The 15,697-nt window shown below is 61.8% G+C and carries 17 protein-coding genes; 14 read left to right on the forward strand and 3 right to left on the reverse strand.

Annotated features, from left to right (window positions below):
• Positions 1 to 63: 63 nt before the first annotated feature.
• From B8V81_RS16210 to B8V81_RS16230, 5 genes are all read left to right on the forward strand, one after another.
• The gene (locus B8V81_RS16210; protein WP_127464458.1) at positions 64 to 1,005 is read left to right on the forward strand and encodes a magnesium transporter CorA family protein; all 942 of its coding nucleotides are present in this window, start codon (positions 64 to 66) and stop codon (positions 1,003 to 1,005) included.
• A 109-nt stretch (positions 1,006 to 1,114) separates the two neighbouring features.
• On the forward strand, positions 1,115 to 1,459 hold the full coding sequence (locus B8V81_RS16215) for a hypothetical protein (RefSeq protein ID WP_127464457.1): 345 nt from the start codon (positions 1,115 to 1,117) through the stop codon (positions 1,457 to 1,459).
• A 126-nt stretch (positions 1,460 to 1,585) separates the two neighbouring features.
• The gene (locus B8V81_RS16220; RefSeq protein ID WP_028600578.1) at positions 1,586 to 2,116 is read left to right on the forward strand and encodes a hypothetical protein; all 531 of its coding nucleotides are present in this window, start codon (positions 1,586 to 1,588) and stop codon (positions 2,114 to 2,116) included.
• Positions 2,117 to 2,356: 240 nt separating this feature from the next.
• Entirely contained in the window at positions 2,357 to 3,226 is an 870-nt protein-coding gene (locus tag B8V81_RS16225; RefSeq protein WP_101808752.1) for an SPFH domain-containing protein, read from the forward strand.
• An 11-nt stretch (positions 3,227 to 3,237) separates the two neighbouring features.
• Positions 3,238 to 3,447: a type II toxin-antitoxin system antitoxin gene (locus B8V81_RS16230; protein WP_101808753.1), complete on the forward strand. Its 210-nt coding sequence runs from the start codon at positions 3,238 to 3,240 to the stop codon at positions 3,445 to 3,447.
• A 182-nt stretch (positions 3,448 to 3,629) separates the two neighbouring features.
• Here the strand turns inward: B8V81_RS16230 and B8V81_RS16235 are convergent, their stop codons facing one another.
• From B8V81_RS16235 to B8V81_RS16245, 3 genes are all read right to left on the reverse strand, one after another.
• Positions 3,630 to 4,508, reverse strand: a complete 879-nt coding sequence (locus tag B8V81_RS16235) for a carbohydrate ABC transporter permease (RefSeq protein ID WP_052333620.1) — start codon at positions 4,506 to 4,508, stop codon at positions 3,630 to 3,632.
• A 21-nt stretch (positions 4,509 to 4,529) separates the two neighbouring features.
• Positions 4,530 to 5,387, reverse strand: coding sequence for a carbohydrate ABC transporter permease (locus B8V81_RS16240; protein ID WP_028600574.1), 858 nt, complete (start codon positions 5,385 to 5,387; stop codon positions 4,530 to 4,532).
• A 115-nt stretch (positions 5,388 to 5,502) separates the two neighbouring features.
• Positions 5,503 to 6,861, reverse strand: a complete 1,359-nt coding sequence (locus B8V81_RS16245; protein WP_028600573.1) for an ABC transporter substrate-binding protein — start codon at positions 6,859 to 6,861, stop codon at positions 5,503 to 5,505.
• 492 nt (positions 6,862 to 7,353) lie between these two features.
• On the opposite strand from B8V81_RS16245, the gene B8V81_RS16250 reads away from it, so the two are divergent.
• The 9 genes from B8V81_RS16250 (at position 7,354) to B8V81_RS16290 (ending at position 15,692) form a co-directional block, all read left to right on the forward strand.
• Entirely contained in the window at positions 7,354 to 8,484 is a 1,131-nt protein-coding gene (locus tag B8V81_RS16250) for a LolA family protein (protein WP_028600572.1), read from the forward strand.
• 162 nt (positions 8,485 to 8,646) lie between these two features.
• The gene (gene alr, locus B8V81_RS16255; RefSeq protein ID WP_028600571.1) at positions 8,647 to 9,837 is read left to right on the forward strand and encodes an alanine racemase; all 1,191 of its coding nucleotides are present in this window, start codon (positions 8,647 to 8,649) and stop codon (positions 9,835 to 9,837) included.
• Between the two features lie 182 nt (positions 9,838 to 10,019).
• Positions 10,020 to 10,301, forward strand: a complete 282-nt coding sequence (locus B8V81_RS16260; protein WP_028600570.1) for a CopG family ribbon-helix-helix protein — start codon at positions 10,020 to 10,022, stop codon at positions 10,299 to 10,301.
• A 3-nt stretch (positions 10,302 to 10,304) separates the two neighbouring features.
• Positions 10,305 to 10,655 (forward strand): type II toxin-antitoxin system PemK/MazF family toxin, encoded by a 351-nt coding sequence (locus tag B8V81_RS16265; protein ID WP_028600569.1) that lies wholly within the window; start codon positions 10,305 to 10,307, stop codon positions 10,653 to 10,655.
• A gap of 226 nt (positions 10,656 to 10,881) precedes the next feature.
• On the forward strand, positions 10,882 to 11,607 hold the full coding sequence (locus tag B8V81_RS16270) for an SAF domain-containing protein (protein WP_028600568.1): 726 nt from the start codon (positions 10,882 to 10,884) through the stop codon (positions 11,605 to 11,607).
• Positions 11,604 to 12,440 (forward strand): CpaE/TadZ family protein, encoded by an 837-nt coding sequence (locus tag B8V81_RS16275; RefSeq protein ID WP_028600567.1) that lies wholly within the window; start codon positions 11,604 to 11,606, stop codon positions 12,438 to 12,440. Before B8V81_RS16270 ends, B8V81_RS16275 begins: the two co-directional genes overlap by 4 nt.
• The gene (locus B8V81_RS16280; RefSeq protein ID WP_101808754.1) at positions 12,437 to 13,843 is read left to right on the forward strand and encodes an ATPase, T2SS/T4P/T4SS family; all 1,407 of its coding nucleotides are present in this window, start codon (positions 12,437 to 12,439) and stop codon (positions 13,841 to 13,843) included. The genes B8V81_RS16275 and B8V81_RS16280 overlap by 4 nt, the downstream gene beginning before the upstream one ends.
• Positions 13,836 to 14,777 (forward strand): magnesium transporter CorA family protein, encoded by a 942-nt coding sequence (locus B8V81_RS16285; RefSeq protein ID WP_101808755.1) that lies wholly within the window; start codon positions 13,836 to 13,838, stop codon positions 14,775 to 14,777. The genes B8V81_RS16280 and B8V81_RS16285 overlap by 8 nt, the downstream gene beginning before the upstream one ends.
• 12 nt (positions 14,778 to 14,789) lie before the next feature.
• Entirely contained in the window at positions 14,790 to 15,692 is a 903-nt protein-coding gene (locus tag B8V81_RS16290; protein ID WP_101808756.1) for a hypothetical protein, read from the forward strand.
• Positions 15,693 to 15,697: the final 5 nt, after the last annotated feature.

Consider the following 15,697-nt stretch of genomic DNA (forward strand, 5'->3'; position numbering starts at 1 on the left):
TTGGGGTTGCGAGGCAAGCCGAACAGGGTAAGAGGGAATAGTCGAAGAAAGCGGGGGATCAGCGTGAGCGGGTCGGATCAGGAGGAGCAACATTGGCGCTGGATGAAGTTCGACAGCTGCGAGCAGGCGTCCGAAGCGCTTGGCGAGCAGCCGGTGCTCGCTCGATGGGCGAGAAACAGCTCGAGCCGGGAGGTCAACTACTTGTCGGCGATCTCGCTGCAGGGCGAGCGCAATGCCGTCTTCGGCACGCTTGTCAGCGGCCGGGCGGACGAGGAGGGAAGCAGCAGCTCGTTTTTCCATTTTCTGCTTCGGGACAAGGAGCTCTATACGATCGGCTTCGACGAGGAGGCGATCGTCGCAGGCTGCGAAAAAGCCGCCTCGTTTTTCGAGCATGCGGAGGACGCCGACACGCCGCTGGACGGCTTCATCCACCTGCTTGCCGGCATCATGGAGCCGTTTTTCGAGGGCATGGACCGGTTCGAGGCGAAGCTGCGCGAGCTGGAGGACAGCCTGCAGGAGCGCAACGGCGGCTACATGTTCCACCGGATCGTCGAGCTCCGCGCCCGGCTGCTGCACTGGTCCGGACTGACCCGGCCGATCCGCGAGATCCGCTACGCGCTGGAGGAGGCTTTTCCCGAGCAGATGGAGGAGAGCCGTATCCACAAGGCGCTGCAGTCCCGGCTCGAGCGCATGATCATGCTCCAGGACGAATACAGCCGGGAGCTGGAATCGCTGCTGCTGCTGGAGGAGAACCTGTCCAACTATCGCGGCAACGAGATCATGAAGACGCTCACCGTCTTCACGATCCTGTGCACGCCGATGATGGCGATCGGCGCGATCTGGGGCATGAACTTCAAGAATATGCCCGAGCTCGAGTGGAAGGCCGGCTATTGGATCGCTTTGGGCGTCATCGGAGGCTCTACGCTCGCCGTTTATGTCTGGATGCGCGCCAAGGGCTGGATGGGCGATTTGCTGCGCAGCGACAACCGGCGCGAGAAAATGTAGGGCGTCTGTTGTTTAACAGCTGAAGCAAGCGGTTTAATAGCTAGTACGGCAGCGCTAACGGCACTGGCCGAATCTGCCTCACATGCTGAGGTACCAACAGGCGGTGTTGATGATGTCCATCAAATATCGGAATACATGCTCTGACATCGAGATTCTGGTCAAACACGAAGAGTCGGACGCGGTCGCTCCCTATCGGGTCAATATTCAAAGCTCCAAAAATCCGCTCAGCTTCGGCAACAACCTGGCGAGCTTCGATTCGGAGGAGCAGGCGGTCAAGACGGCTGAGAAGCTGTGCGGCTACTACGCCGCCGCCAAGTCGAACGGGTATTACATGAAAGGCAAGTCGTTCACGAAGCCGGACTGCGAGGACATCGAGATCGCGGACGTGCTGGAGCGCGACCTCAACGACGAGCAGTTCCAAAGCTTGTTGAACCGTCATTCGGTTGAAGGCTGACGTTGAAGTCCAACGACCTTTCTCTACGGAGAAAGGTCTTTTTTTGCATCTTTTTGGAATAAAAGAGCTGACGGCAGGACACGGTAAAAAAGAACCAGAATCCATCCCGAAAGAAGGAACGGATGAATGAACCATTTCCTCAGCAAGACGGCGGCCCTTCTGCTCGCCGCAGCCATTACGGCGTCCGCGCCGGCAGCTTCCGCAGCCGCAGCGATCCAGCCGGAGCCGTCCAAGGCGCCGGCGGCGGCGCCAGACCGCATCGAGTCTCCGCACGGGGAGCTGCGCCATCCAAAAGGGCAGCCCGGCCATCAGCGCTATCGCAAAGCCCATCAGAAGATGATGATCCGCGAGGCGGTCGCCTTTTTCGGCCTGAAGACGCAAGGCAAAACCGACGAGCAGCTGCTTCAGGAAATCCGGGAGCAGAAAACGAAGCAGCCGGAAAAATGGGCGCTGTTCAAGCAGCAGCTTCACGCGAAAAAGCTGGAGCGGCTGAAGGCGTTCGCCGCCGCCCAAGGCATCGATACGAAAGGGATGGACGAGCAGCAGCTCAAAGAGAAGCTGCGGCAGCTCCATCGCGAAGGCAAGCTGAAGCTTCCGGAGCGGCCCGCCGCGCCGACCGCTCCGGCGCCGGCGCCAGCGCCTGCTCCGAGCGCTTGAGTGGTCGGCAGGCGGGGCTGGACGCGCCACGCGCCGTTCCTGACGCCAAGCCGGGTTGAATGACAGCCGGCCACGAGGATGAAAGCTTCCATTCAATACGGGCTGCAGCGTCTTCGACGCGGGGCTGCCTCCGAAGGTCAAGGCGATTGACCCGGAGACAGCCTTTTTTTCGTTTCAGCTTCCATAGAAAAGGAAAAAGTGATATCATTATTACATCATAGTGATTCAGGGGGAATGACGATGCAAGAACGCAAGGCATGGCATATGAATGGTTTTGGGGCTCTCCTCCTCGGGACAGCCGCGTTTGTGGGGGCGGCGCTGCTCTTCATCTCCAGCGATGAATTCGCGCTGGGAGCGGCGGGCTACGTCCTCGGCTCGCTGCTTCTCCTCGCCTCGCTGATCCTGTTCAGCGCATTGACGATCGTGCAGCCGAACCAGGCGAAGGTCATCACCTTTTTCGGACGCTACAAAGGAACGGTGACCGACAGCGGCCTTTGGCTCGTCATGCCGTTCAGCGCCAAGTCCCAGGTCTCGCTGAAGGTGCGCAACTTCAACAGCCAGAAGCTCAAGGTGAACGACGCCTCCGGCAACCCGGTCGAGATTGCCGCGGTCGTCGTCTTCCGCGTGACGGATACGGCCCGGGCCAGCTTCGAGGTCGACGACTACGAGACGTTCGTGGAAATTCAGAGCGAGACGGCGATCCGGCATCTGGCGGCGCAGTATCCTTACGACACGTATGAGGACGCGAGCGCCGTATCGCTGCGCGGCAATGCGGACGAGGTGAGCTCGCGGCTGCTGGCGGAGCTGCAGGAGCGGCTGACGGTAGCCGGAGTCGAGGTGCTGGAGACGAGGCTGTCCCATCTGGCCTACGCGCCGGAGATCGCCGGCGCGATGCTGCAGCGCCAGCAGGCGGAGGCGATCGTCTCCGCCCGGCAGAAGATCGTAGACGGAGCGGTCGGCATGGTAGAGTCGGCGCTCAAGCAGCTGGAAGCACGCGGGGTCGTGCTCGATGAGGAGCGGCGGGCGGCGATGATCAACAATCTGATGGTGGCGATCGTGTCCGAGCGCGGCACGACGCCGGTCATCAATGCAGGAACGCTGTACAATTAGGAGCATCCGCGATGCCTAAGGAAAGAAAGTCCTTTCCGCTCCGGATGGACCCCGACATCTACCAGGCGGTCGAGGCGTGGGCCGCCGACGAATTCCGAAGCGTCAATGCGCAGATCGAGTTCCTGCTCCGCGAGTCGCTGCGCAAGTCCGGCCGCTTGCAGCGCCGCAGCCCGCAGCCGGAGCCGGAGCCGGAGCCGCCGCAGGACGGGCAGGCGGACTGAGCCGTCTGCTCTCGCGGCCGCGTCCTGAGACGGCGCTCCAGACGGACGGCCACGGCGTCCGCGTTCCGGCGCAGCGCAAAAAAGGCTCCAGATGCCCGATCGGGCAATCTGGAGCCTTTTTGCTGCTGCATCCGCACCCGCGCTCAGCGGAGCGGACGGCGAGGATGATGCTATCGTGGTTATCAGCCCTTTACAGCACCTTCGGTCATGCCCTTCTCGATGTACTTCTGAATGAACAGATAGACGATGAGGACAGGCACGACGGTCAGGGAGACAGCGCTGGCCATGAGGCCGAAGTCGGTTCCGTACTGGGAGCTGATTTCGTTGAGCAGCGCCACGATGGGCCGAACGTTTTCCTTGTTGACGAAGATCAGGGCCGAGAACAGATCGTTGTACGACCAGAGGAAGACGAAGATGCTGGCCGATGCGAAGACGGGCCGGGCAATCGGCATGAAAATGCGGGTGAACATGTTGAACCGGTTGCAGCCGTCGATGAAGGCCGCTTCCTCCAGCTCTTTTGGAATGGTCGCCATATAAGCGGTCATGACCAGGATCGCGAAGGTCAGGTTGCCTGCGGTATGCGGAAGGATCAGGCCCCAGTATTTGTTGACGAGGCCCCACTCAATGAGCAGCTCGTACACGGGAACGACGGTGGCGAACGCCGGAATGAGCAGCGTCGCGACGAGCAGCGAGCTCAGCGCGTTGCGGCCGCGGAACTTGAAGCGGGACAGCACGTAGGCCGCCAGGCCGCCGCATACGAGCACGAGCAGGACAGTCGCGCCGGACATGATGAGGCTGTTGGCGTAGGCCTTGCCGATGTTGATCCGGTCGAACGCCGTCTCATAGTTGGTCAGCACCGGCGAGAGGGCGATGGAGAACGAGTCGTTCATGACGTCGGTCGACAGCTTGAATGAGTTGTTGATGATCCAGAACATCGGATAGATCGTCGTGAGCGCCCACAGCGTCAGGCACACGTACATGAACAGCGTGCCCAAAGGGATGCGCTTGCCGGATCGATGTCTTTCTACAGGTACGGTATTCACTCCATTGACTTGCTGCATCTGCTTCCACCCCATAAAAGGTTAATAGGTGATCTCTTCTCTTTTAAGCAGTCGGTTCGTGATGATCGAGAGGATCAGGCCGAACACGACGATGTAGATGGCGATCGTCGAGCCGTAGCCGAAGTTCTGGTCCACGAGCGCTTTTTTGTACATGTACGTGCCGAGCACCTCGGTTCCGTTCTGGCCGCGGGAGAGGATCCAGACGAAGTCGAATACTTTGAGCGTGCCTGTGATCGCGAGGATGAGCACGACCTTGATGTCGCTCAGGATGAGCGGGATCGTCAGCATCGTCGTCTTTTTGATGCCGGAGATGCCTTCAAGCTTGGCCGCTTCGTAGAAGTCGGCAGGTATTTTGGACATCGCCGTCAGGAACAGGATGAAGTAGAAGCCGACATAGTGCCAGACGGTCGGAACGGCCACCGCCTTCAGCGAGCCGGTCTCGCTGAGCCAAAGCACCTTCTCGAGCCCTAGGCCCGCGATGGCGTTGTTCAGCATGCCGAACTGATAGTTGTAGATGAGGACGAACAGCAGGGAGATCGCCGCGCCGGAAATGACGATCGGGAAGAAGAAGACGGTGCGGAAAAACTGCTTGCCCTTGGAAATGTTGTCGACCATGACGGCCAGCACGAGCGCGATTCCGACCTGGAAGACGATCGTGTACAGCATGATCTCGAGCGTATGGAGCGTCGCCGCTCCGAGCAGGTCGTCCGTGAACATGCGCTTGTAGTTGTCCAGTCCGACGAATTTCTTGTCGAAGAAGCCAGACGTCCGGTAGAAGCTGAGGTAAAGGCTTTTCAGGAACGGATAGTAGACGAACGTGGAAATGAGGAGCAGAGCCGGCGCGAGGAACGCGACGATATACTTCTTGTCACCCTTCATACAATCACCTTTTTAACTCGTAGTGGATGGAGCCGAGGCCGGAAAAAAGCTCGCCGCCCATGCGGTGCGAAGGGCGGCGAGGGTTGGTTATAGAGGGGCTGCGATAGGAAGCCGATTACTGCTTGTTCGCCTTTTCGATCTTCTCGGCTGCTTCAAGCGCCTGTTTCGCCGTCTTCTCGCCTTTGACGACGCCTTGGATGTTTTGACGGATCGTCGTGAACGTCTCCGGCGACAGGTAGCTGTCGATCGGGGAGTTGACCGACGTGGAGTCCGCGACCATCTTGAAGCCGTCAAGCGCGACTTGCGGCAGGCCGTCGATCTGCACATCTGCGGCTGGAGTGCCGCCGTTCGCCGTTGCGACCGCTTTGATCGCATCCTTGCTCGTCAGGAATTTAAGCAGCTGCACGGCCGCGTCTTTCTTGTCGGCGTTGTCGTACGTCGCTTTGGAGAGGTAGAAGCCGCTGCCGAAGCCGCCGACAACGTCCTTGCCGGTGCCTTTGCCGCCCGGAATCGCCGGGAAAGGAAGCACGGTCGACGTCGATTTGACTGCGTCGGCCATGCCGCCGATCGCCCACGAGCCTTCCAGCACCATCGCGGCCAGACCTTGCGAGTAGTAGTTTGCCGCCATCGTCAGGTCGATCGTCGCCGCGTCTTTCGGGAACGCGCCCAGGTCGCCCAGCTCCTTCAGCTTGCCGATGCCGAGCTCCCATTCCGGGCTGATGCCGTTCAGCAGGCCGGCTTTTTGGCCTTCGGAGCCGGATGCCGCGAGGACGGAGTGCTCGATGACATAGTGGGACTGGTCGAACGGAGCCGCGAGCGGGATGATCTTGTTTTCGGACAGCGTCTTGACGGCCTTCGTCAGCTTATCCCAGTCGGTCGGCAGCTCCAGGTTGTATTTCTCGAAGATCGCCTTGTTCACGAACAGGCCTTCGTAGAAGCCGGTCAGCGGAGCGGCATAGATGTTGCCGTCGGGTTGCTTGACCGATTCCAGCGCGGACGGGATGAAGCCGTTTTTCCATTCGGCGTCCTCGTCGAGCAGGCTGTTGAGCGGTACGACCTTGCCGGCATCGACGAAGCCTTTGGCATCGGCGCCGACGAAGTAGAACAGAAGATCCGGCTCGTTGCCGCTGTTCATGTCGGAGTTGACTTTCGTGCGGAAGCCGTCGTCGTTGGCGGACATGACGTCGTTGTCGATCTTCACGTTCGGATACTTCGCGGAGAAGTCGTCGAGAAGCTTCTGGAACGCTTCGCGCGCCGCGTCCGTTCCGCCGAACGTGGAGAATACGCGGAGGGAAACGTCTTTTGCAGGCGCTTCGGTCGGCGCCGTGCTTGTCGTCGGAGCCGGGCTTGCGCTTGCGCCGCCGTTGCTCGCGCCGCTGTTTCCGTTGTTGCCGTTGCTTCCGCAAGCGGTGAGGGCCAGCACGGCTGCCATGGACAGAGCGGCCAGAGCTGTTGTGGATTTCTTCTTCAACATTGCGAAAATCCCCCTTGAATTCGTTGTGTGCATGCTGCAAGATTCGCCATCTCGCTTACTTAAAGTGTAGGCTCCAGGAAGCTCCCAGCCAAGGCAAGATTGGTTCGCTGGATGGGGGACATTCCTCTCGGGAGGGGGAGTATTTTTGGATGGAATAGGGGAAAATCCTCTTTTTTCTCCGTCGCTTGAAATCGGCGGAAGCGATGCGGAAGGCGCAGCGGCGCGGCTTGCCGGCGCCTGGCGCGAAGACGCCCTTCAGCGGATCGCCGCGGAAAGGCTTCGCTTCGCCGAGCGGGACTTTCGGCCTAGCGGCCTGCCGAGGGACGGGGCGTTGTTGCCAGGCCCCTTTTCGAGCTCGAATCGCGCTTCATCTTATAGGGAAGAAAAGCCTCTCCTGCCGCCGGCTCGTCAATCTCGTCCGCATAAAAGGCCAAGTCCCCTCATAGACATGTATCAGCTTAGGAAAACTCAACGAGCAGAGGGGATGAGAAGATGCGTCGCATAAGCTTGATCGCGGCTCTGATGGCCTGCTTCATTCTGGTGCTGGCCGGATGCGGCAAAAAGGATGCGGGCTCCGTGGTGAAGGAGCTCGGCAAGCTGCAGGAGAAGACGGAAACGTATCAGGGAACGGGAACGATGACGCTCCATACGGCGACCCAGCCGCTCCAGTACAAGGTCGACGTGAAGTTCCAAAAGCCGAATTACTACCGGATCGCGCTGACGAACGAGAAGAAGGATCTGACGCAGATCGTCCTGCGCAACGACGAAGGCGTGTTCGTCCTGACGCCGAGCCTCAATAAAGTGTTCCGCTTCCAGAGCAACTGGCCGGAGGAGCAGGGCCAGGTGTACTTGTACCAGACGCTGGTGGAGAGCATCCTGAAGGACAATTCCCGCCAGTTCGCCAGCGACAAGGACAGCTATGTGTTCGATGTCATGGCCAATTATCAGAACGCCTCGCTGGCCCGTCAGAAAATCTGGCTGAGCAAGGACGACTACGCGCCGAAGCAAGTCGAGGTGAGCGACTCCAACAGCGCCGTGCTCGTAGACGTGAAGTTCGATTCGTTCAAGTTCAACGAGAAGCTGGAGAAGAGCGTGTTCGATACGAAGGCGAACCTGCAAAGCTCCCCGGCAGCCGGCTCGCAGCCGACGACCGCGGTGCCGGAAGGCGAGCCGGGCGCATCCAAGGGCACGGAGACGGACGGAGCGGCAGGAGCCGGCACGGATGGAGCCGGCACGGACGGCAATGCCGCCGAAGGCGGAGTCGCCGCCGATCCGTCGAGCTCGAGCTTCATCCCGATGGAGCCGTCCTACCTCGGTCCGGAGGGCATCGCGTTCAAGGACAGCAGCGATATCGAATTCGGCGGCAATCCGGGCGTCCTGCTTCGTTATGACGGCACGTACAGCTACACGCTGATCGAGACGCAGCCGGACGATTACGCGTCGGCGGCGGGCACCGGCCGCATCGTCGATCTCGGCTATACGGTCGGCCAGCTGAGCGAGGGGCAGCCGATGACGCTGGCCTGGACGTATCAGGGCACGTATTTCCGCCTCACTTCCGACAATCTGCCGGAAAACGAGCTGGTCAAAGTCGCACAGTCGGTCGTCGACGACATGACCAAATAAGGCAAGAGAAGCGCCGCAGGCCGCGGATGGCCGCGGCGCTTTGCCGACCTTGCCGCTGCCAACAGGTGCCAGCCGGGCGGAGGGCTTCGTTCATTGACACTGCCGGGCATCGAGGGTACCATTAGAGGCATTGGGTTTTTCAAGCGAAAAGGGATGAATCAGGTGGATACTTATTACCGTCCGACCCGCGCCGAAATTTCCCTCGATGCCCTTCGAAGCAACATCCGGGCATTCCGGAGCTCGGCGCCGGAAGGAATGAAGCTGCTCGCTTCGGTCAAGGCCAACGCTTACGGACACGGACTCGTTCCGGTCTCGCGGGAGGCGGAAGCCTGCGGGGCCGACTATCTTGGCGTCGCCTTCCTCGACGAGGCGCTCCGCATCCGCGCGGCCGGCATCAAGACGCCGATCCTCGTCCTCGGCTACGTGCCGGCGCATGCGCTGGACCTCGCCCGCTCGCTGGACATTACGATCGCGCTGTACCGGGACGACGCGCTCGAGGCGGCCCGCTCGCTGCCGCTGGACGGTCCCCGGCTCAAGGTCCATGTGAAGCTCGATACCGGCATGGGCCGGCTCGGCCGGCTGGCCGACGGCTCCGGCGACGCGATGCGCTTCCTCGAGGAGGCGCTGCGCGTGCCTCAGCTGCATGTGGAGGGGCTGTTCACGCACTTCGCCAAGTCGGACGAGGCGGACAAAAGCTATACCGAGCTGCAATACGGGCGGTTCGCGGCCGTTGCGGACGAGGTCCGCAGGCGCGGCCTGCCGATCGAGATCCTGCACAGCGCCAATACGGCCGCAGGCATGGATACGCCGGAGCTCGGCGGAGGCATGCTGCGGCTCGGCATCGGCATGTACGGGCTTTATCCGTCGGACGAGGTGGACCGCAATCGGCTCGCGCTGCAGCCGGTGCTGTCGCTCCGATCGGAGCTCGTGCATGTCAAGGAGCTGACCGAGCGCTGGGGCATCAGCTACGGCACCCGCTACTTCGCGGAGCGCGGCGAGCGCATCGGCACGATCCCGATCGGCTACGCGGACGGCTTCAGCCGCCTGCTGTCGGGCAAGGCCCAGGCGCTCGTGCGGGGCCAGCGCGTTCCGGTGGCCGGCACGATCTGCATGGATCAGTGCATGGTCGCGCTGAATGGCGCCGAGGCGGCGACGGGGTCGCCGGTCGAGGCCGGCGAGGAAGCCGTGCTGATCGGACGCCAGGGAGAGGCGGAGATTACCGCCGAGGAGCTGGCCGCGCAGCTCGGCACCATCAACTACGAGGTCACCTGCATGATCGCTTCGAGGATTCCGAGAGTGTATGTGCGAGGCGGAGAGATCGTCGAGGTCGAAAATCCGCTTTCGCACGGGTGATGTCATTTTTTGCGGAAGGCAAGCAGGAATATCGTCGCCATGCGGCGAATTGCCCCCATAGGGGGCATCCGCCTCGCCTGTTCTACGGGATACAGGCATCTCATAGGTATGGTGGAGTATAGCCTATTTGCATCGGAGACATAATGGTAATGGGCTTTGACAAGTTTTGGAGGTGCGAGTTGGTGGCCAATGTACAGAATACCAAACGAATCATGATCAGCATTCCGGATCATCTGCTGGAAGAAGTGGACGGCATTGTCGCCAAGGAGAATTCCAACCGCAGCGAGTTCATCCGCCAGGCGATGAAGCTCTATCTGGTGGAGCGCAAGAAGCGTCAAATCCGCGAGTTGATGCAGAGAGGTTATCTGGAAATGGCTAAGATCAACCTGAACATGGCCTCGGAAGCTTTTCAAGCGGAGGAAGACGCTGACCGCGCGCTCGGCCGTCTCGTTAGCGGGGTGTAGCGATTGATCGTCAAACGCGGAGATGTGTTTTTCGCTGATCTTTCCCCCGTCGTCGGCTCCGAGCAAGGCGGCGTGCGCCCCGTGCTCGTGCTTCAGAACGACATCGGCAACCGCTTCAGCCCGACCGTCATCGTCGCCGCCATCACGGCCCAGATTCAAAAGGCCAAGCTGCCGACTCATGTCGAAATCGACGCCAAGGAGCATGGCTTCGACCGGGACTCGGTCATCCTGCTGGAGCAGATCCGGACGATCGACAAGCAGCGGCTGACCGACAAGATCACCCATCTCGACGACGAGATGATGCGTCATGTCGACGACGCGCTGCAGATCAGCGTCGGCTTGATCGACTTCTAATCCGGGCACGGCCGCGGCGCTTCCGTGCCATGAGGCCGCCGCCCGGAGGCTTGACGAAGCCTCGGCGCAAAAAAAGCTTTACAGCCCTTTATCCGATTGATATTATGAATTCAGTCAAATATGGAATGCGATGCCAGGCATCGCATAAGCTCGCGAAGAACGCAAGCGGTTGAACCTCCCCGAGGTTCCTGCTTGCGTTTTTTATTTTTCCTCAGGAGGGGCCGTTATGGGCAAAGGAAAGAACAGATTCATCTGGATCGCCGCGGCGATGCTGTCGGCGATCCTCGTGTACGGGCTCTACCTCGTGCAGCTGCGCTCGATCGAGCGGCAGCATGCCGTGCAGGTGCTCGTTCCGAAGCGCTTCATCGCGGCGGGCGAGCGCATCGAGGCGCAGGATCTCGGCCTGCAGACGATACCGTCCGGCGCGTTCGCGCAGGATATGATGTCGGAGCCGTCGCTGGCCGCCGGACAGGAGGCCGTCGTGCCGCTCGGTCAGGGCGAGCCGCTGCGGGACTGGAAGCTGGACTCGTACCGGCTGCTGCCGGCGCGCAGCGAATCGACCTTCCAGCTGCCGCGGGAGTACGTGCTTTCCGTGTCGAGCGGCATCCGGGCCGGAGACCGCGTCGTGCTGTATGCCTCCGGCGCCGCCTCGGCGTCCGTGAGGCTGTTTGCGGACCCGGTCGTCGTCGCGTCGGTCAAGACGAGCGGCAATCAGGAGATCGACGATCTGGACAATCCGAATCTGCTCTCGCTTGCCGAGGGCAACCGGCAAAAGATGTACGCCTCCCGCCGAGACGCAAACGGCTTGATCGAATTCGTCAACCTGAATTTGACCGAGGAGCAGTGGCTTCGGATCGACGAGCTGTGCAAAGGCGGGGAGGTCAAGCTTGTCATCGCCTACAGCGCCGACTCGCTCGATATCGCGGATGCTGGAACGGGGGCGGCGCCATGAGCGCGCCGTTGATCGCTTTCATCGGCACGACGCCGAATATCGGCACGACATCCGCCGCCTTCGCGGCTGCGTGCAGACTGGCGGAGAGGAGCGGGGAGGAGGTCGGCTTCCTCTGCCTGAACCTGCGGAGCGCCAAGATCCACCGCTTCATCGGACAGGATCGTCCGCCAGCGACGCTGGACAGCATCCGTCCCGAGCTGACCTCCGCGTCCCTCTCTTCCGCCCAGCTGCGACGGGCCTGCATCCAGCCGGACGGGCATCCGCTCGTCCATGTCCTGGCGGGCAATCAGATGCGCGACCAGGCGGAGTTCTACTCCTTCGAAGAGACGGAGCATCTGTTGGATATCGCCCGGCAGACGTTTCCGGCCGTCGTCGCGGATGCGGGCTGCTATTGGGATAATGCCGCGACGATCGGCGCGATGAGGGCCGCGAGCTCCCGCATCCTGTGCACGACCGGAGCGCTGTCCCATTTTCAGGAGGACTGCAACCGCTGGATCCGCCAAGTCTCGCCTCTGTTCGGCATCCTGCCGGAGCAATTCGATCTGCTCGCCATACAATCCCCATCGACCACTGGAGGTTATCGCATGAAAGAGATGGAAAAGGAAACCCGACTGTCCGTAATCGCCGAATTCAAGACCAATCAAGCTTTTTACGAGTCGCTCGATCGAGGCCGGTATCAGGCGTGGCTGAAGCAGGACGCCGTAGGACGGATCGCGATGGACCTCGCTGCGGACAAGCTGGCGGAACGGCACGGCATCCGCTGCCGTCCGGTCAAGGACAAGCAGCCTTGGTTCCGCAAGCTCAAGGCGCATCGCGGAGAACTGAGAATATGAGCGGAGAGCGGTTCTCGCCTGCGGCGCTCGCCGCGGAGCTGCGTTCCGGCATCCGGCAGCCCGCTTCGAGCGAGGCTTCGGGCCCGGGGCATCCGGCGGATGCGGCCGCACCCGATACGTTCGCCAAGGCGGCGGAGGACATGCGCTCTTTTCTGGCCTCGCCGCGGGGCATGACGGACGACGAGAGGCGGATTTACGGAGAGCGGCTCAACCGGGCCGTCCTCGGCTATCGTCAGGAGCGCCGGGAGATCATGGCGCTCGTCGCCGACCGGCTGCTGAAGCTGCGGCTTCATGAGCTTCCCGGCATGGGCTCCCCGTACAAGTCGCTGGCGGAGGCGCTGTTCGCGGAAGTGATCGGACTCGGCGTGCTGGAGCGCATCCTCGAGGAACGGGAGGGACTCGAAGAGATCCAGGTCGTCGGCACGCGGATCTATCTCATGCGTGGAGGGCGGGTGGAGCGGTCTCCCTTCGAATTCCAGACGCTCGGCGAGGTGGAGCGGATCCAGCAGAACCTGGTGCTGTACAACAACGACCGCATCAACCCGCGCAAGCGCTGGGCGGAAGTCATGCTGCGCGACGGCACCCGGGTGACGATGACCGCGTACGGCTTCACCTCGCTGCCGACGCTGACGATGCGCTTCTACCAAGCGCAGGCGTTCCGGCTGGAGGAGCTGGCCGCTCCGGCTTACGGCACTCTCTGCCCGCAGATGTCGCGCATGCTGCATGCCGTGCTGGCCGTCCGCTACAATCTGGTCGTGATCGGGCCGACGGGCTCCGGCAAGACGCATCTGCTTAAGGCGCTCATCGCCGAGCTGCCCGACGAGGAACGGATCGTCACGCTGGAGTCCCGGCTGGAGATGATGCTCGGCAAGGAGTTCCCGAATAAAAACGTCGTCGAATACGAGACCGACGAAGAGGACGAGCGCCACGGGCCGGCGCAAGCGTTCAAGCTTGCGCTCCGGCAGTCGCCGCAGCGGATCGTGCATGCGGAGATCCGCGACGAGGACGCCAACATCTATGTCCGCGCCTGTACGCGCGGACATGCCGGCAGCATGACGACGGTGCATGCCAGCCGGCTGGAGGACGTGCCGGAGGCGATCACCGACATGTGCATGCTCGACGGGCGGGGAATGGATCCGGCGCGGCTGTGCAAGCGGATCGCCAGGCATGTCACGCAGATCGGCATCGAGATGGGCATCGCCGACGGCAAGCGCCGAATCGTCCGCATGGGCGAGATCCGCTGGCGGGACGGGGAGGCGTCGCTGGAAGAATGGGCTCTCTATCGGCGCGGAGAGGGATGGAGGCTGGCGCCGCGGCCCGGCATCGAAGCGGCTCGGAGGCTTGCGGCTTGCGGACTGACGCTACAGGAGGCGGGCTTCGAAGGAGAGTCCGCCCATGTTTGAATCGTCTTGGCTTGTCCTGGCGGCGGCGATCGCGCTGTGCCTGGCGCTCATGCCGCTGATCGCTTCCGCGCTCCGTTTCGGCGACGATTCGCGCTTGGCCTCGAGCCGGCTCGATTATCGCCGCGGCCGGTCGCTGCGCGAACGGATCCGCCGCATGCTCCAGCGCTCCGGATGGCTTTACCGGGAGCTGAGCGACACGCTGGACGCGCTGCAGTCCGGCATCCGTCCGGAGGGGCTCGCGCTATTGTCGCTGCTGCTGCTGGCGTCGGGAGGAGCCGTAGGGGCCATCCTGTTCCTCAGCCTCAAAGGCGCGCTGATGCTCGGACTGATGCTTGCGCTCGCGCCCTATTCCTTTCTGAAGATGATGCTGCTCAAGCGGCAGCTTCAGACCCGGCTCGAGTTCCTGCCGGCAGCCGAGCTGTTTTATCAATGCTATCTTGTCGCAGGGCAGCGGCAGATCCGCGGAGCTCTCCGCCGGATGGTGGAGGAGAACCGGCTTCAAGGCCATTTGAAAGCCTCCTTCGAGCAGCTCTACCGGAATCTATGCGTCAGAGGAGACGACGAGGCGAGCCTGCGCCTGTTCTCCGCTTCCCTCGGCCACTTGTGGGGAGACTACTTTGTCCAGATCCTGCGGGTGGCGATCAGCGAAGGCCATGACATCTCGGACAATCTTCATGATCTGATTTCCGATATGCGGAGGGCCAGGCGGGCCAACGAGCAGGAGCGGCACAAGCTGCTGGAGATCCGGATCGCGAACTTCACCCCGGTGCTGTTCCTCGGCCTGTTCCTCGGGATCAACTTCCGCTACAATCCCGAAAGCTCCTACCGCTATTACGTGCTCGACCCTGGCGGCAGAGACATTCTGCTCAACGCTTTGGCCCTCATTTTCGCTTCTTTCGTCATGGGGCTTTGGCTATCCCGCAAGAAGATGTAAAGGAGGCTCGACATGAAGCTCATCGAGGCTTGGAACGGCGCCGGGTTCGCGATCGCCTGGCTGGCTCAGGCTGTCCTGCTGACGATTCTGATCTATGCGCTGCTGCGGCGGCTGTCGACCAAAAGACCGCGATGGCTGCATCTGCAGCGCCGCGGGCCGGAGGGGCGGCTGCTTGCGGATCGTCAGCTGAGGCTCGTAGGTCTGAAGCGGACCAGCCGCGTCGTCGAGGAGCGATCGAGGCTTCTGGCCGGCTGCGGAATTCGATGGGACGGCGCGGCCTATGCGGCTGCTCGCCGGATCGTCTTCGCGGCGGGCGCGCTTGCCGCCCTGCTTGGCGCCGGCCTGCCGGCTCTTGGCGTCAGGCCGCTGCTTGTCCTGCCGCTGGCAGGCTGGGGAGCGCTGATCTTGCTGACGTTCGCGCTGCTCGTCGATAAGATCGCGCTGGAGTCGATCCGACAGGCACGCTCCGCCAAAGTCATCCGCGAGATCCATACCGTCAGCACTCAGCTGCTGTACCTGCAAGGCTCGTCGCTCCATATCCATGCCAAGCTCATGCGCTGCGTTCCGTATACGAGGTCGATCCGCGGCGAGCTCCAGAATCTGCTCGGCGAGTGGTATCACGATGCGGGCGAGGCGATCCGCATGTTCAAGACGCGAGTCGGCACCGAGGAAGCGATCAGCTTCGCCGAGACGGTCGATTCCCTGCGGCTGCACGAGGACGATGCCTACTACGGGCTGCTGCGGGAGCGGATCCGCGACTACAAGGAAAAGCTGGAGATCGCCAAGGAATCCCGCAAGGAATCCGGCTCTTACGTGCTGTTCATCCTCGCCGGCCTGCCGATCCTCTACACGTTTCAAGTCTTCATCTACCCTTGGGTGAGAGAAAGCCAGAAGCTGTTCGACTCCCTGCAATAATACGA

Source organism: Paenibacillus pasadenensis (assembly GCF_002864175.1).
GTDB lineage: Bacteria > Bacillota > Bacilli > Paenibacillales > Paenibacillaceae > Paenibacillus_O > Paenibacillus_O pasadenensis.